This is a genomic window from Desulfogranum aggregans (assembly GCF_055398265.1).
This window is the reverse complement of sequence record NZ_AP042447.1, coordinates 4,683,546-4,699,474: the sequence shown is the minus strand read 5'-3', so window position 1 is coordinate 4,699,474 and position 15,929 is coordinate 4,683,546. Positions and strand designations below refer to the sequence as shown.

Below are 15,929 nucleotides of genomic sequence, written 5' to 3'. Positions count from 1 at the left end.
CTCATAATGAATACCCAGCTGGATCAGCAACAAAAGATTCTTGACTTCATCGAATCCCCTCAGGACCTTCGATCCCTGAACTTTCTTGAACTCCAGGTACTGGCAGGAGAACTACGCGATGCCATCATATCTACCGTAGCTGAAACCGGCGGGCATCTGGCGCCGAGTCTGGGAGTGGTTGAGCTGACCATCGCCCTGCACTATGTGTTTCAAACCCCTGCAGACAAGCTCATATGGGATGTGGGCCATCAGGCCTATGCCCACAAGCTTCTTACCGGGAGAAGAACGCATTTTCATACTCTGCGTCAGTACAAAGGACTCAGCGGCTTTCCCAAGCGGTCCGAATCCATCTATGACCCGGTAGAAACCGGTCACAGCTCCACCTCCATCTCCTACAGCTTGGGAATGGCTGTGGCCAAGGAACTGCAGCAGGACAAGAGCAGGGTTCTTGCCGTCATCGGCGACGGTTCAATGACCGCCGGCATGGCCTTTGAAGCGTTGAATCATGCCGGCGACCTGGACAAGAACCTGATCGTCATCCTCAATGACAACGAGATGTCGATTTCCCCCAATGTAGGAGCATTTTCCAGTTTTCTCAGCCGAAAAATGACCGGCAAAACCATCCGCAGAGTACGCGATCATATTGAAGAACGATTGATGGCTCTCTCTTCGGTTGGTGAAAATATTCTCACCATTCTACGCCGCAGCGAAGAAAGCCTCAAGGCCTTCCTCACGCCCGGAATCCTGTTTGAAGCGCTCAAATTCAAGTATGTCGGCCCCATCCCCGGGCACGACCTGGAAAATCTGATCGCGACCTTGTCCAATGTCCGTGATCACAACCATGGGCCGGTGCTGGTACATGTGGTGACCACCAAAGGAAAAGGGTATGCACCTGCAGAAAAAAACCCTGGCGCTTATCATGGTGTTGGCCCGTTCACGATCGAAACAGGCAAACCGAAAAAAACACCGGTAGGTGCGCCTTCCTATACCAAGGTTTTCGGCACCACCCTCTGTGCGCTTGCGAAAAAAAATAAAAAAATAGCCGCTATAACGGCAGCCATGCCGGGTGGAACCGGACTGCAGCCATTTTGCCGGGATTTTCCCGAACGCTTTTTCGACGTGGGTATTGCCGAACAGCATGCTATCACCTTTGCTGCCGGCCTGGCACTGGAGGGAATGCGTCCGTTTTTTGCCGTCTACTCAACGTTCATGCAACGTTCGCTTGACCAGCTGGTGCATGACGTCTGCCTGCCAAACCTGCCGGTGACCATTGCCCTTGATCGAAGCGGCGTGGTGGGTGCCGACGGACCGACCCACCATGGTATCTTTGACCTCTCCTTTCTCTCTTTTGTCCCTAACCTGACCATCATGGCGCCTAAGGATGAAAACGAATTGCAGCACATGCTCTACACCGCCTCCTGTCATGACGGACCGGTAGTGATACGCTATCCTCGCGGGGCAGGTGAAGGCGTCCCGCTGGACCTTGGGTTTACCTCACTGCCCATCGGCAAAGGTGAGGTCCTCGTAGAGGGAAAAGACCTGCTGCTGCTTCCGGTCGGCAACCGAGTTTATCCCACATTACGAGCAGCCAAAGAATTGCAGCAATATGGTATATCGGCGGCAGTGCTCAACCCCCGATTCGTCAAACCACTTGACAGTGAGCTCATCAGCACATGGGCTATACGCACCGGCGCGGTCATTACCATAGAGGACAACTGTACGCAGGGAGGATTTGGCAGCACGGTGCTCCAGATGCTTAACCAGGAATCGATCCATGTTCCATTGCGTTCCCTTGGCTACCCCAGCACCTTTGTAGAACACGGTCCACAGTCCATTCTCTGGGAAAATGCCGGGATAGATACCCCAGGCATTGTCCGGGCCGCTCTGGAACTGCAGGAAAAGCTCAACCAGTAACGAGGTAGGGTCCTGGCGCTTGCCAAGCGTTAGTTCTCTCCAGATAAAACCGCAAGAGAAACGAATACTTCAGGCACGCCGAGCTACCCTGGCTCTGGAGTACCCCAAACTACCCAACGCTTCAGAAAAAATAACAAAAAAAGGGCGCCTGCCGCTCACTTTCCGACAGGCACCCTGATCAAATTTCCCCCCACAAGGTAGGTTATTCGGGGTCATGCCCCATAATATTCCCGGTACCAATCAACAAAGCGGGCAATACCGTCCTCAATGGTCGTCTGAGGCTTAAACCCTATCTCCTGTACCAGGTCGTCAACCTGAGCATATGTCGCAGGAACATCCCCGTCCTGCATGGGCAGAAAATTTTTCTTCGCTTCCCGACCGAGGCATTTTTCCAACACCTCAATGTACCGCATTAATTTTTCCTTCCGGTTGTTACCAATGTTGTATACCCTCCAGGGACAATAGCTGGTAGCTGGATCTGGAGCATCGCCGCTCCAGTCCGGGTTAGGCTGGGGCACGTGATCTATCACTCGCAAAACACCCTCGACGATATCATCTATATAAGTAAAATCACGTTCCATATTCCCATTGTTAAACACATCGATGGCACGGTCTTCCTCTATCGCCTTGGTAAACAAAAACAATGCCATATCCGGGCGCCCCCAGGGTCCATATACTGTAAAAAAACGCAGGCCGGTGGTTGGCAGGTTGAAAAGGTGACTGTAGGTATGGGCCATCAGCTCGTTGGCTTTTTTTGACGCCGCATACAGGGAAACCGGGTGGTCGACATTGTCATGGACGGAAAACGGCATGCTGGTATTGGCACCATACACAGAACTGGAGGAAGCGTAAACCAGGTGCTTCACCCCACCATGCCTGCATCCTTCCAACAGATTGACAAAACCTACCAGGTTGGTGTCCACGTAGGAGTGGGGATTGACAAGCGAGTAACGCACCCCGGCCTGGGCGGCAAGATTAACGACCGCATCAAACTGGTGTTCGCCAAAAAGCCGAGCCACCTTCTCTCTGTCGCCCATGTCAAACCCAACATGGGTAAAGGCAGGGAAGGAGGTGAGTTGGGCCAATCGATCACGCTTCAGCTGCGGATCATAATAATCATTAAGATTATCCAATCCAAATACCGTCCGCCCCTGTTGGAGAAGACGTTTTGCCAACCCGTGACCGATAAAACCGGCCGCACCAGTAATGAGAAGAGTGTTCATGATTCCTTGGTAACGTAGTGTACGGGGGGTAAATCTGTCCAATTAGTCGTCAAAATCACCGGCAGGTCCCTTATCGGTATCCATCGCTGCCGCACGCTTGCGGATTTTGGCCTCGGTCCAGTCCTCAATCGATTCGACACGCCCGGTCTTGGGCCCGAGATCATAGCCTCCGGCATCAAGTATGGCTTCCACCCCATACCTGGCCGTATCACCAGCATGAAAAACCTCTACCAGCAGAGTATAGATAAAATCCTCCACCCGGCGAGCCATCCGTTCCCGCACGGCTCTCGGTTGACCGAGAATTTTATTCTCAAACGGAAGATTCAGTTTTTTATAATCGCCCTTTTTCCATCCTTTATCGGCTGCATATGCCTGCATTTCCTGCCACAATTCCTCAGTCACTCCTTCTCCCGGCTCCTTAATGAACTCTCCGTTATCATCAAGATTGGCATTTCCATAGTCATTCACCGACAGCCCCCAGGAGATCATCTGCAGGGCGGTAGCCACATTCGCCTTGGTGGAATTGGTCTGCTCGGCAATAGCTCGCAACCTATCGGAATTATTTCCGGAAGTTCCGTGCTGAGCACCCGAAACGCAATACTTTGCCAACGCCTCATGTATCTCTGCAGTCAGCTCCACCTGGATTCCCTGGGCAGAAGCCTCAATACCATGGGTGGTTCCGTTGTTCAGGGCTATCCAATCCGGAAATACATTATGCGCATTCAGCCCCTGGATCAAAAACAATGCCTCTTCCTTGGATGAAAGTCCAAGTGCACCCTTAATTTCACCAACCTCGGTTTCAAAACCGGCCCAGGTCGGTACATATCCGGCAAGTTCTATGCTGGCCAACAAGTTATCGTCATCAGGCATATGCGATGCATCGATAGCAATGGAGGTAATTCCGGCATCAAACAGAGATGGAATTTCTCTGGTTGCAAACGGTATGTCGCCAGTATTTTTAATGCCGTAGTGGTCGGCATGGATAGCCACCGGAACGGTAATCCCCAGTTCATTGCAGAGGGCATCCACCTGACGAGCGATGTTCCAGTAATTGACGGCACAATAGGCAGAGGCACCTCCCTCGGAACGGGCAATCTCGATAATAATGGCAGCGCGGGCACGCTGCGCGGCCTGGAGGGCACCGCGAATAACGATATTGCTTCGTCCGTTGGCCGCGATGGTCATGGCTCCGCCCTTGGCAAGCATGGCCCGATCGACCACCTTGCCACTCACAATAAGTGCACGGGAATGGGGAAATAGCGTACAAATGCTTGGCGGCCTGCCAATTTCCAGGGCCTTTTCAAAATCAGAAATGTATGTCATTGCAACTCTCCTGAAGGTACTGGTTAATGATACCTAACTCCGTGAGCGTTCAAGAATGGAGCAGGTGCAAGGCGGTAAATTGTTTATACTGGAGTATATCAATAGGTTGCCAACACAGCGGTGTGCCGTTCATGAACGCCCCAAAAAACGGTTGATAAGCCAGGATTTTGTATGCATATCGGTCAGTTTCTATTCTAACAGAATATGAGCTCGATTCAGGCTGTAAGCCGTCACGGATTCAGGTGATAAATACACAACAATGCAGGTGCGGCCTGGCCGACCCAATACTCTTTTCCGCTAACCGCTGGATATGCCGGCAGGGAAATCCTTTCCATTATTGCCCTCAATGACATATTATTCTAACACGTTATGTCACACATTCAAGACGGTGTTGAATCAGACTCCTTTTTTTCGGTAAACCCGACAAAGGTCGATTTGGCAAACAGTCCGACTGCGACAATACTGACTTCATACAGAATGATCAACGGACCAGCCATTAAAAGCTGGTTCACAATATCCGGAGTGGGGGTGAGAATTGCCGCAATAACAAAGGCTATCAAGACGGCATATTTTCGGTGTGTGCGCAAAAACGGTTGGTTTACGACGCCTATCTTGGCCAGAAAAACCATAAACACGGGTAGCTCGAATACGCAGCCAAAAGCCAGTAACAACCGAATCGCCAGGGAAAAATATTCACTTACTGCCGGCATCGGTTCAAGAAAAGCACTTGAGTAGCCGAGTAAAAATTGAAAGGCCGGAGGGAAAACAACAAAATAACCAAACGCCGCCCCGCCGAGAAAACAGAGGGAGGAAACCATGGTAAAGGGCAACAGTACTCTTTTTTCATGGTGGTACAACCCCGGGGCAACAAATCTCCACACCTGGTGGAAAATGACCGGACTTGCCAACAACAGGCCACACACCAGGGCTAATTTTAGGTAAAAAAAAACCCTTCTTGATATGAAATGAAAATAAGGTGCTGTTTATCCGGCAGGACCTTAACCAATGGACGAAAAAACCAGTCAGCGATGGGCCGTATCCACATGTAGGCGGCCGTAAAACCGACGCCAACGGCAATCATTGCGACGATAAGGCACGAACGGAGTTCAGCGAGATGCTCCGTTAATGTCTGTTTATCAAAATTTTGCTGTGTATCCACAACTCCTACCTGTTTTAAATGAGAAAATCACCCAAACCTACCGCATCCATCCATGAATGTAAACCGATTAAGAGCAGGCCAGCATGGATAGGTCCACCTCTGCTGCCAGGGTCAGGGCGCTCCTCCTGTAGAGTGGATAACATTTGACTATTAGCCCACAATGGGGCTAAACTGAAGAAAGGCACAATACGTTGAAATAGTGGATATTTTATAGGTTATGTATGGCAACCCTCCTAGTTGTTGACGATGAACTGAGCATGCGCGAGTTTCTGAAAATCCTGCTTGAAAAAGAAGGGTATGCCGTACTCACCGCTGCCGACGCCACCTCTGCCCTCACATGCATCGATGAGCATCCAGTGGATCTGGTCATCTCCGATATACGCATGCCCGGTATGAGCGGACTGGATCTACTTGCCGGGATCAAACAACGCAACAGTGATATAGGCGTGATCATGATCACTGCGTTCGCCAGCCCGGAGGACGCGGTGACCGCAATGAAAAATGGTGCTTTTGACTATATCACCAAGCCGTTTAATGTTGATGAAATCAAGCGGGTAATCCGTTCCGGACTGGAGAGGAAAGGCAAACAGGAACAAGGAGAACACAGCAGCACCTTTCCGGATATAATCGGTCAAAGTCAAGAAATGCTGAAGATATTTGAACTGATTAAAAAAATCGCTCCAACCCCGGCGAACGTACTCATATACGGGGAATCAGGCACCGGCAAGGAACTGGTAGCCCAGGCAATACACAACCACTCACGGGTGGCGGCCAAGCCTTTTGTTCCGATCACCTGCAGCGCTATCCCGGAAAGCTTGCTGGAAAGTGAACTGTTCGGCCATGTCAAGGGTTCGTTCACCGGTGCCATTGCCGACAAGCCCGGCCTGTTCCAGCTCGCTGACCAAGGCACCGCTTTTCTTGATGAGATAGGGGAACTTACCCCTATAATTCAGACCAAGCTGCTGCGTGTTCTTCAGGAACGCGAATTTATGCCGGTCGGTTCAACCAAAACCAGACAGGTGAATGTACGCATCATTGCGGCAACAAACCGCATCCTGGAAGAGGAAATAATTTCCGGTAAATTTCGCGAAGACCTCTATTACCGGCTGGCAGTGGTTCCTATTCGGGTCCCTCCCCTGCGCGAACGCAAAGGAGATGTCCCGCTCCTGGTTGATCATTTTCTGAAAAAATATTCCGCGCTCCTGGGCAAGGAAGTGCAGACCATCTCCTCTTACGGACTTGAAGTCCTGATGGAGTATGACTTTCCGGGAAATGTTCGCGAACTGGAGAACATCATCGAAAGGGGGGTCGCGCTTGAATCATCAAATATTATTCTTCCGGAAAACCTGGTCCTGTCCCTGCATCGAAAGCATCAATCGCCTCCTGTCCCAGTCGCCGATACCGCTCAACCGCTCTTTATTGCCGCACATGATGAAAATGAACTATTTGAACGCGGAATGGAAGAGGTCCTTTATGAACTGGAAAAAGAAATGATTCTTCACGCCCTCGAAAGGGCTGAAAATTCAAAAATGCGGGCAGCCGATCTGCTCAAAATCAGTTTCCGCAGCCTGCGATACAAGACGAAAAAATATGAAATCGACTAATGCCTCTGCAGCCAAGCAGGATCTCGCAGGCAGCCTTCTTCCCTCTTTTCTTTTGCATCGACAGTCACCGTGATTCCTTTTCCAGACTGGCTGCACACCTTCGCGCGTGTGCAGGATAGCGCACAGGCACTCAAGCGGCATATTCTCACCCTGCTCTTTATTCGGGTATGCCTCTTTACCCTTTTATGCACCATTCCCCTCATTTTTCGCTCCACCGGCCATGAGCTAATCCTCGCAAGCCAGTCAACCACTCTTGTTTTTCTCCTGGTCCTGGTTGCTTTTTCCGTAGGATCGGGCATCATCCTGCAAAAAAAACAGCGCTCCATACGCCGCTTCGGGCTTATCCAACTGCTGGCGGATATTGTTTTCACCTCGCTGCTGGTTTTTGGCAGCGGATGCAGCCAATCCATATTTACCCCGCTTTTCATCTTCCCCATTATCGCTGGCGGGTTGATCCTCTATAAGATAGGGGGCCTCATACCAGCTGCCGCTGCCACTCTTGCCTATGGAGGCATCCTGGGGCTTGAGTACTTCAGGCTTACGCCAGATTATTTTGTGCATACCGCCTACGAGCCGCTCACCGACCCCTACGCGGCCTCCAATCTCTTTGCCGCCTACGGAGTGACCTTTTTCGTCATTGCCATTATCAGCGGCCAGCTTGCAGGACGCCTGCGCAAAGCTGAAAAAGAGCTCTCACAAACGGTTCTCGAATACGACCGCCTCTCCCTGCTGTACAAACAGATTTTTGACGACATATCCACCGGCATCATCACCACTGACGACCACAACATCATCACCTCCTACAACAACGCGGCGGAACGCATTACAGGATATCCACCGGCAACCGTCGTTGGACGACCACTGCGCCAGGTTTTTCCTCAAATCAGTTATATTGGTGACCGGGAAAGAAACGTCTGCGATCTGGAACGCGAGGATGGGAAACGTATACGGGTGGGCTATTCCTTCTCCCGCCTGGGAATGCCCGCCGCCACCGACATCACCGATCAAAAGGCCCACTGGAAGGTGGTGACCCTGCAGGACATAAGCAAAATTGAGATGATGGAACGACAGGTACGAGAAGCGGAAAAAATGGCGGCCATCGGCGAATTAAGCGCCTCGGTCGCTCATGATTTTCGCAACCCGCTGGCTGCCATTTCAGGCTCTGCGCAAATTCTTGCCATGGAGGAGCAGGAGGATAAAGACACTGTCAAGAGCCTGGTAGGCATCATCCTTCGCGAATCGCAGCGAATGGCCAAAACCATTACCGATTTCCTCCAGTTCGCCCGCCCGGAAGCTGCTGCTCCCAAATGGTTTGATCTCAACCGACTGATTAGCGAGGTTATAGAAACTACCATCCCCCTCTATGAACAACTCGAGCAGCAGCGTTTTGCCAAGCATATCGAGGTCCATTTACACTGCTGGGGAGATCGACAACAGGTGCAAACGATCCTCACGCATCTTCTTGAAAATACCCGTTCCATACCAGGGATCGATGAGCCGGTGCAAGTGGTGGTGAACGCCTATGAATCTACCAGGGATGGTAAAAACGTTACCTGCATCGAAGTCTGTGATACAGGGCCAGGCATTTCTGAATCATTGCAGGAGCAGGTCTTTGAACCGTTTTTCTCCACCCGGGAAGATGGGACTGGATTGGGACTGGCAATCGTTAAACAACTCGTCGACAACCACAACGGACAGCTGGAAATAGACCGCAATGATAGGTATGGATGCATCATCCGTCTTTTTCTCCCCTATCCGGAGCTTGTCACTCCCTGATTCGTGAAATATCGGCTCCCAGCGCCGCCAGCTTCGTGATCATGTTTTCATAACCTCGTTCCAGATGGTATATTCGCGATATTTCGGTAGCCCCTTCCGCTGCGAGGGCGGCAATAACCAGCGAGGCGGAGGCACGCAGATCCGTTGCCATGACCTGAGCCCCGCTCAGGCCTGAGCGACCGACACCACGCACAATCGCAGTAGCACCATCAATCTTAATATCAGCGCCCATTCGCACGAGTTCGGCTACATGCATGAACCTGTTTTCAAAAATGGTCTCATGAACAACCGCGGCACCATTGCCCAAGGTCATCAGGGCCATGAACTGGGCCTGCAAATCTGTCGGGAAGCCTGGATAGGGAGAGGTAGTCACGTCAACGCTTTGCAGGTCACAGCTGTTGATACCCTGCTCCAGCGGACAACGTACCTGGATGGAGCGGTCGCTCACTGCAATATCGACCCCGCACCGCTGTAATTTCTCCGTTAGGGCTGGAAGGTGCGCCGGGATGCAGTGGGTGATTTCCACCTCGCCGCCGGTGGCGGCAACAGCGAGCATATAGGTTCCGGTCTCTATCCGATCTGGAATAATCGTGGAAACTGCAGGACTGAGGCGGGAGACGCCGCGCACTGTAAGACGATCGCTGTCCTTGCCCTCTATCTCCGCCCCCATAGCGGTGAGCATGTCGATAAGATTGCCGATTTCCGGCTCACGGGCGGCATTTTTTATCACCGTCACCCCATCGGCCATCACTGCTGCCATAAGGATATTCTCTGTTCCGGTAACCGAAGGCTGGTCCAGGTAAACACTGGCGCCCTGCAACCGCCGCTCGGCAACGGCCTCGACATATCCCTCGTTTAATCGGGTACTGATACCAAGCTGTTTGAATCCATGGAGGTGGTAATCAATCGGCCTGGCACCAATGGCACACCCACCGGGAAGAGAGACTCGTGCGACTCCCAAACGAGCAAGCAACGGCCCCAAAACCAATACTGACGCCCGCATGGTTTTTACCAACTCATAGGGAGCTTCGGCACCGGTCAGATCGGTGGTATCTACCCTGACGACCGCTCCTTCGCGCATCCACTTGGCTCCCAATATTTCCAGGAGCTTAAGCATGGTTCGGGTATCGCGCAGATCGGGGACATTATGCAGAGTATGCCACCCCGGGGCAAGCAGGGTGGCTGCAATCAATGGCAGGGCAGCATTTTTCGCTCCACTGACGGCCACAGTCCCATGGAGGGGATTTCCACCCTCAATTCTGATCTTATCCATCTCTCCTCGTGTTGGTTACTACTGAAATTGAAAGATTTCCCCAAGGTGTTCCCCCGCAATGAAGGCAGAGCTGATCCTTTGCTTGGTATCGGTTTTAGCCTTTCCACATGGCACGTGCTACCCGATCTCGACCAGCCCAGTCAGCAACGACGGCCACCTGCGCATAGCCTTGGCCAGCCAGCATCGCACGCACCTTCTCCCCCTGATCGGCACCGATTTCCATATACAGCCAACCACCAGGCCGTAAATGGTCTTTGGCCTTATCGGCTATCTGAGAAATACATGCCAACCCATCTTCGCCTCCGGAAAGGGCAAGCAACGGTTCATGCCGATTTACTTCCGGTTCAAGCAAAGGAAGCTCTGTATCGGCAATATATGGCGGATTGGAGACGACAAGATCAAATGAAGGTCCCGGTTGAAGGCCACAAAAAAAATCACTCGCCACCAAAGATACCCGATGATCGCAGGCGTGTTGACGTGCATTCCTGCCTGCAATGGAAAGTGCTGCCAGTGAAATATCAACCGCCGTAACCGAACAATTCAGTTCCCTGGCAAGGACCACGGCGATCACCCCGCTCCCGGTGCACATATCCAGAATTCTGCAATCCTCTTCTGGAAACGGAAACGTTGAAAGTACGTGGTCAAGTAAAAATTCGGTCTCTGGCCGGGGAACCAGTACCGAGGGGGAAACAAGAAAATCAAGCGACCAGAATTCCCGGTGACCAGTAATATAATGCAAAGGGATGCGATCGCAGCGCTGTTCTACCAGATCGAAATAGATCTGTTCCACCAACGGCCCGGGCACCGTCTCCGCGGCAAGCAGCAGTTGAGTTGGCGTTTTCCGGGTAACAAACTGCAGCAACAGACGGGAATCCAGGGAATAGTCGGCGATACCCGCCTGCCGCAAACGGCGGGAGGCCTCTTCCAGGAGCTGTTTAATGTTCATCGCGCATGATGGCGAATGCGCAGTTATTATTGCGCAATCTTCAAGGCTTCCGTCTGGTAATGGGTAACGACCGGTACAATGACTTCGTCCAGACCACCGCCGATGACGTGCTCAAGTTTATACAGCGTAAGGTTTATGCGATGGTCGGTAACACGTCCCTGGGGGAAATTATAGGTCCGAATGCGCTCACTCCTGTCGCCGGTGCCTACCTGACTCTTACGCTCTTGGGATATTTTGCTCTGTCGCTCCTGTTCCATTCTGTCCAGCAGGCGAGCCCTGAGCACCTGCAGAGCCTTGGCTTTATTCTTATGCTGGGACTTTTCATCCTGGCAAGTCACCACCAGGCCCGTCGGCAGATGGGTCACCCGAACAGCAGAATCGGTCGTATTAACAGACTGGCCTCCAGGACCGGAAGAACGGTAAACATCGAATTTCAATTCATTGGCCTCAATATGCAGGTCCACCTCTTCGGCCTCTGGAATGATGGCCACCGTTACTGCTGAGGTATGGATTCGCCCCTGAGTTTCCGTGTCCGGTACACGTTGCACCCGATGCACCCCGGACTCATACTTCAACCTGGAGTAGACGTTCTTTCCTTTGATAAGGGCGATGATCTCTTTAAATCCGCCAATACCAATGGGATTTGAACTCATCACCTCGACCTTCCATCCCTGGGACTCGGCGTAGCGGCTGTACATTCTGAACAGGTCCGCCGCAAAAAGTGCCGCTTCGTCACCACCGGTGCCAGCCCTGATTTCAAGAAAAATATTCTTCTCGTCATTAGGGTCCTTGGGCAGCAACAGGACCTGAATCGCGTTTTTCAACTCTTTAAGCCGTTGATTCCCCTCCTCCACCTCGGCCTTGGCCAACTCGACAAGCTCGGGATCTTCTCCCTCATCTCTGATTAAGGCCTGGTGCTCATCCAACTCATCGAGCAATCCGCAGTAATCTCCGTAGAGTGCCGCCAGTTTGGCAACAGTTGCATGTTCCCGCACGACCTCCTGAAATTTTTTCTGATTGTTTGCAAGCTGGGGATCGGAAAGTTGGTGTTCCAACACACTCAGCCGCTCATCAATGTCACGAAGATTTTCAAACATAACCGGAGAAACTCACAATAAAAAAATCCACACGACCGCTTGATGGGCGTGTGGATTTCGAGGGAAAGGGAGCTCTTACTTCTTTAGATGCTTCGCATATTTCTTTTTGAATTTCTCAATACGACCGGCAGTATCGACAAGTTTCTGCTTTCCGGTGAAAAAAGGATGGCAGGCAGAGCAAATCTCAACCTTCATTTCCTTGTCAACGGAACCGAGTTCGAACTCGTTACCACAGGCGCAAACTGCTTTGATTTTATTGTATTCGGGATGTATATCAGATTTCATAGGTTTTCACTCCTTCTGAACATGTAGCACTTATATGAAAAGTAAGACAAAAGATTGGCAAAATACACCTTTTTCCGTTTTTTTTAAAGAACTTTTTACCTGTTCATCGAGGCAAAAAAATCCTGGTTATTTTTGGTCTGCCTCATCTTGTCCAGCAGAAACTCCATGGCATCGGCGGGATTCATGGATGACAGCAGCTTGCGCAGAATCCAAATACGGTTAAGGTCCTCAACCGGCAGAAGCAGGTCCTCTTTCCTGGTACCGGACTTCAGAATATCAATGGCCGGATAAATGCGTCTATTCGCCATTTTCCTATCCAGCACGATCTCCATGTTACCGGTTCCTTTGAACTCCTCGAAGATGACTTCATCCATTCTACTCCCTGTATCTATGAGTGCAGTGGCAAGAATGGTCAGGCTTCCTCCCTCCTCTACATTTCTGGCTGCACCGAAAAACTTCTTCGGCCGCTGCAGGGCATTGGCCTCCACACCTCCGGAAAGAATCTTTCCAGAAGCTGGGGTAACGGTATTATATGCCCGGGCCAATCGAGTGATAGAGTCAAGCAGAATTACCACATCCTTCTTGTGTTCAACCAGCCGTTTCGCCTTCTGAATAACCATTTCAGCAACCTGAATATGGCGCTGGGGAGGCTCATCAAAGGTAGAACTCACCACCTCCGCATCCACCGACCTTTTCATATCTGTGACTTCTTCCGGGCGCTCATCAATCAACAAGACGATCAGGTGTACCTCCTTGTGCTTGCGGACGATAGAGTTGGCGATCTTCTGCATCAGCACGGTCTTGCCGGTTCTCGGCGGGGCAACAATCAACCCCCGCTGTCCCTTGCCCAACGGAGCGGTAATATTGAGCACCCGCATGGACATTTCATCGGGTTCGGTTTCTAAATCAATAAGCTCTTCCGGATGCAGCGGAGTCAGGTTGACAAAGGCGGTTTTGTTTTTCGCTGCTTCCGGTTTTTCGTAATTGATACTATCGATCTTCAGCAATGCAAAATAGCGCTCATTATCTTTTGGCGCCCGCACCTCTCCTTCAATCGTATCGCCGGTCCGTAGATTAAGCCGACGAATCTGCGAGGGAGAGACATAGATGTCATCCGGACCGGGAAGATAGTTATAATCCGGAGCACGAAGAAAACCGAACCCATCCTGCAAAACTTCAAGCACTCCGCTGCCTCGCAGCTTTCCGTCGTCATCAGCCTGGGCCTTGAGAAGAGCGAAAATCAATTCCTGCTTTCTCATGCTACTGTAGCCTTCGATACCTAGAGAAGCTGCCAGCTCAACAAGTTCTTTAATTTTTTTATTTTTCAACTCAGTTGGATTCATTGACCGGTCCTTCCTCCGTGTGGTCATAGGGTGATATTGCTATGCGGTCCCACTGCAACGAACCGGGACGCTCAAGGGCACAGGCAAAAATGGTTTATCAATATGTTGTTGGACCGCCAATTCTGCAACAAACGGTAAAATATTAAAGCCCTGTGGGCAGGTAAGAGTAATTTACAAGAACAGGACAGTCAGTTGGAAAAAATGGCGGGAATAGGCTTGGAATGATCTTGTATTATCCAGCGTTACAAGCCGATAGCATTACCCTGCTAACGGTACATAAACACGATTTTTAATTCTGTGAAATATCTGACAAGAAATCAACAGGACATTGAACTGCTTCGTTGAAATGCAATTACGTACTTATTGGGTTCTAGAACGGCTGTCAAGCACTTTCTGGAAAAAAGGCTACTGGCCACGACTCTCCAGCTGCTCTGCCAGTCGACACACCTTTTTCCTGGTGGCTTTCCAGGCACCGTCATTATCAATGACGAAATCGGCCAGCTGCATTTTTTCTCCCAGGTCCATCTGCGCATCGACAGAGGTTTCTGCCTGGAGAGGAGAAACACTGTCCCTTTTCACCACCCTGTCACGCTGGGTGGCCCGTCCCGCATAAACAACCACGACATAATCAACATCCTCCTGCCATCCTGCCTCAAACAACAGGGGGATATCTATGAAAATAAGTCCTTTCTTGATGTTGGCCACTTCCGCCTTCAATTGGGTACGAACGAGAGGATGGAGCATATCATCAAGTTGTTTTCTCAACGCCGGTTCAGCAAACAGACGTTTGCGCAGCAATGGCCGATCGACCCTCCCCCCTGCATCAAAAAAAGTGGTACCAAAGGTGCGCTCTAAGGACAGCCAACCGGCGTGGCCGGGCTCAAGTAACTCCCTGCACTGCTTATCGATATCAATGAGCGGAGCATTGCAGTAGCTCGCCAGCAGCTTGCTGACGCTGCTTTTGCCGGAACCGATACCGCCGGTGATTCCAATGGTCAGCGGCTTCATCCTGCCCCCTCTCGCAGATGGGAAATATAGTTACGCATATCCGGCCAAAGGGGCGCGGTACAGTGAATCGGATGTCCGTGGGAAGGATGGACGAACTCGATGGAAGAAGCGTGCAGCAATTGGCGACCCGGCATTTCTTGGACAATTCGGCTAGTTCCATGACCGTACAGTGTATCGCCAACGATCGGTGCATGAAGAGACGCCATGTGTACGCGAATCTGGTGGGTTCTTCCGGTCTCGATGTGCACACGTGCCAGGCACATGCCGTTGCTAAACCGTTCCACTATCTGATAGTTGGAGACAGCGTACCTGCCACCATTCTGTCGAATAGCCATTTTCTTCCGATGAACTGGATGCCTGCCGATGGGGGCATTAATCCTTCCCTGCTCCTCGTTGGGAGAGCGTTGCAGAACGGCAAAATAAATTTTGGTTATGCTTCTTTCCCTGAATGCTTGAGCCAATTTGCGCAGTGCCGGCTCTTTTTTGGCCACCAGCATAACTCCGGAGGTATCCTTATCCAGCCGGTGCACAATCCCCGGCCTGCCCTGTTCAAGCTGAGGCAACTGCTGATAATGATGAAGCAAACCGTTCACCAGGGTACCACCTTGATGACCTGCAGCTGGATGCACGACCAGTCCCGGAGGTTTGCTGATTATCGTGATATCCTCATCCTCGAAAAGGATGGAAAAAGCAACAGGTTCAGGCAGCAACTCGGTTGAAGACGATACGGGAATCCGAACGGAAATGCGTTCACCGCCTCGCACCCTGTGACCAGGCTTGACCACCCTTCCATCAACATGAATGTCCCGGGATTGAATGAGCCTGGTTATGTACGATCTAGTGAAATCAGGATGCTTTCGTACGAGGTAGCGATCCAAACGAAGCTTTTCCTCGTCAGGCTGAACAACATGTTCGAATTGCTGCACTTCTGAAGAAGCGGCAAGATTGCCTTCCTGGAGAAACTGTAATTGATCACCA

General features: G+C 51.2%; 12 protein-coding genes and 1 pseudogene. 3 read left to right on the top strand and 10 right to left on the bottom strand.

The features are described 5' to 3' along the window. The first annotated feature begins 6 nt into the window (after positions 1–6). Complete coding sequence (gene dxs, locus ACZ52Z_RS20525; RefSeq protein WP_464268634.1) at positions 7–1,914, top strand: 1-deoxy-D-xylulose-5-phosphate synthase; 1,908 nt, start codon at positions 7–9, stop codon at positions 1,912–1,914. Between the two features lie 212 nt (positions 1,915–2,126). Here the strand turns inward: dxs and ACZ52Z_RS20520 are convergent, their stop codons facing one another. The 3 genes and pseudogenes from ACZ52Z_RS20520 to tatC all read right to left on the bottom strand — a co-directional run bounded on the left by ACZ52Z_RS20520 (position 2,127) and on the right by tatC (position 5,541). After that, positions 2,127–3,137: an NAD-dependent epimerase gene (locus tag ACZ52Z_RS20520; RefSeq protein WP_464268633.1), complete on the bottom strand. Its 1,011-nt coding sequence runs from the start codon at positions 3,135–3,137 to the stop codon at positions 2,127–2,129. A 42-nt stretch (positions 3,138–3,179) separates the two neighbouring features. Beyond that, the gene (locus tag ACZ52Z_RS20515; protein WP_464268632.1) at positions 3,180–4,460 is read right to left on the bottom strand and encodes a class II fructose-bisphosphate aldolase; all 1,281 of its coding nucleotides are present in this window, start codon (positions 4,458–4,460) and stop codon (positions 3,180–3,182) included. 380 nt (positions 4,461–4,840) lie between these two features. Beyond that, positions 4,841–5,541: pseudogene (gene tatC / locus ACZ52Z_RS20510) on the bottom strand (twin-arginine translocase subunit TatC). 299 nt (positions 5,542–5,840) lie between these two features. On the opposite strand from tatC, the gene ACZ52Z_RS20505 reads away from it, so the two are divergent. Together ACZ52Z_RS20505 and ACZ52Z_RS20500 are read left to right on the top strand one after the other, a co-directional pair. Then, complete coding sequence (locus tag ACZ52Z_RS20505) at positions 5,841–7,223, top strand: sigma-54-dependent transcriptional regulator (protein ID WP_464268631.1); 1,383 nt, start codon at positions 5,841–5,843, stop codon at positions 7,221–7,223. Between the two features lie 69 nt (positions 7,224–7,292). Beyond that, a complete protein-coding gene (locus tag ACZ52Z_RS20500; RefSeq protein ID WP_464268630.1) occupies positions 7,293–8,999 on the top strand; it encodes an ATP-binding protein in 1,707 nt (568 codons plus the stop codon). Here the strand turns inward: ACZ52Z_RS20500 and murA are convergent. From murA to ACZ52Z_RS20465, 7 genes are all read right to left on the bottom strand, one after another. Then, positions 8,989–10,272, bottom strand: a complete 1,284-nt coding sequence (gene murA / locus ACZ52Z_RS20495) for a UDP-N-acetylglucosamine 1-carboxyvinyltransferase (RefSeq protein ID WP_464268629.1) — start codon at positions 10,270–10,272, stop codon at positions 8,989–8,991. The genes ACZ52Z_RS20500 and murA overlap by 11 nt on opposite strands. A gap of 94 nt (positions 10,273–10,366) precedes the next feature. Next, positions 10,367–11,218, bottom strand: coding sequence for a peptide chain release factor N(5)-glutamine methyltransferase (gene prmC / locus ACZ52Z_RS20490; protein WP_464268628.1), 852 nt, complete (start codon positions 11,216–11,218; stop codon positions 10,367–10,369). Positions 11,219–11,244: 26 nt separating this feature from the next. Continuing rightward, positions 11,245–12,315, bottom strand: coding sequence for a peptide chain release factor 1 (prfA, locus tag ACZ52Z_RS20485; protein ID WP_464268627.1), 1,071 nt, complete (start codon positions 12,313–12,315; stop codon positions 11,245–11,247). 75 nt (positions 12,316–12,390) lie between these two features. After that, positions 12,391–12,600, bottom strand: coding sequence for a 50S ribosomal protein L31 (gene rpmE, locus ACZ52Z_RS20480; RefSeq protein WP_464268626.1), 210 nt, complete (start codon positions 12,598–12,600; stop codon positions 12,391–12,393). A gap of 95 nt (positions 12,601–12,695) precedes the next feature. After that, positions 12,696–13,943, bottom strand: coding sequence for a transcription termination factor Rho (rho, locus tag ACZ52Z_RS20475; RefSeq protein ID WP_464268625.1), 1,248 nt, complete (start codon positions 13,941–13,943; stop codon positions 12,696–12,698). Between the two features lie 405 nt (positions 13,944–14,348). Next, entirely contained in the window at positions 14,349–14,951 is a 603-nt protein-coding gene (gene coaE, locus ACZ52Z_RS20470) for a dephospho-CoA kinase (RefSeq protein WP_464268624.1), read from the bottom strand. Further along, positions 14,948–15,829 carry an RluA family pseudouridine synthase gene (locus ACZ52Z_RS20465; RefSeq protein WP_464268623.1) on the bottom strand — a complete coding sequence of 294 codons (882 nt, stop codon included), beginning with the start codon at positions 15,827–15,829 and terminating at the stop codon, positions 14,948–14,950. Before ACZ52Z_RS20465 ends, coaE begins: the two co-directional genes overlap by 4 nt. Positions 15,830–15,929 lie beyond the last annotated feature (100 nt).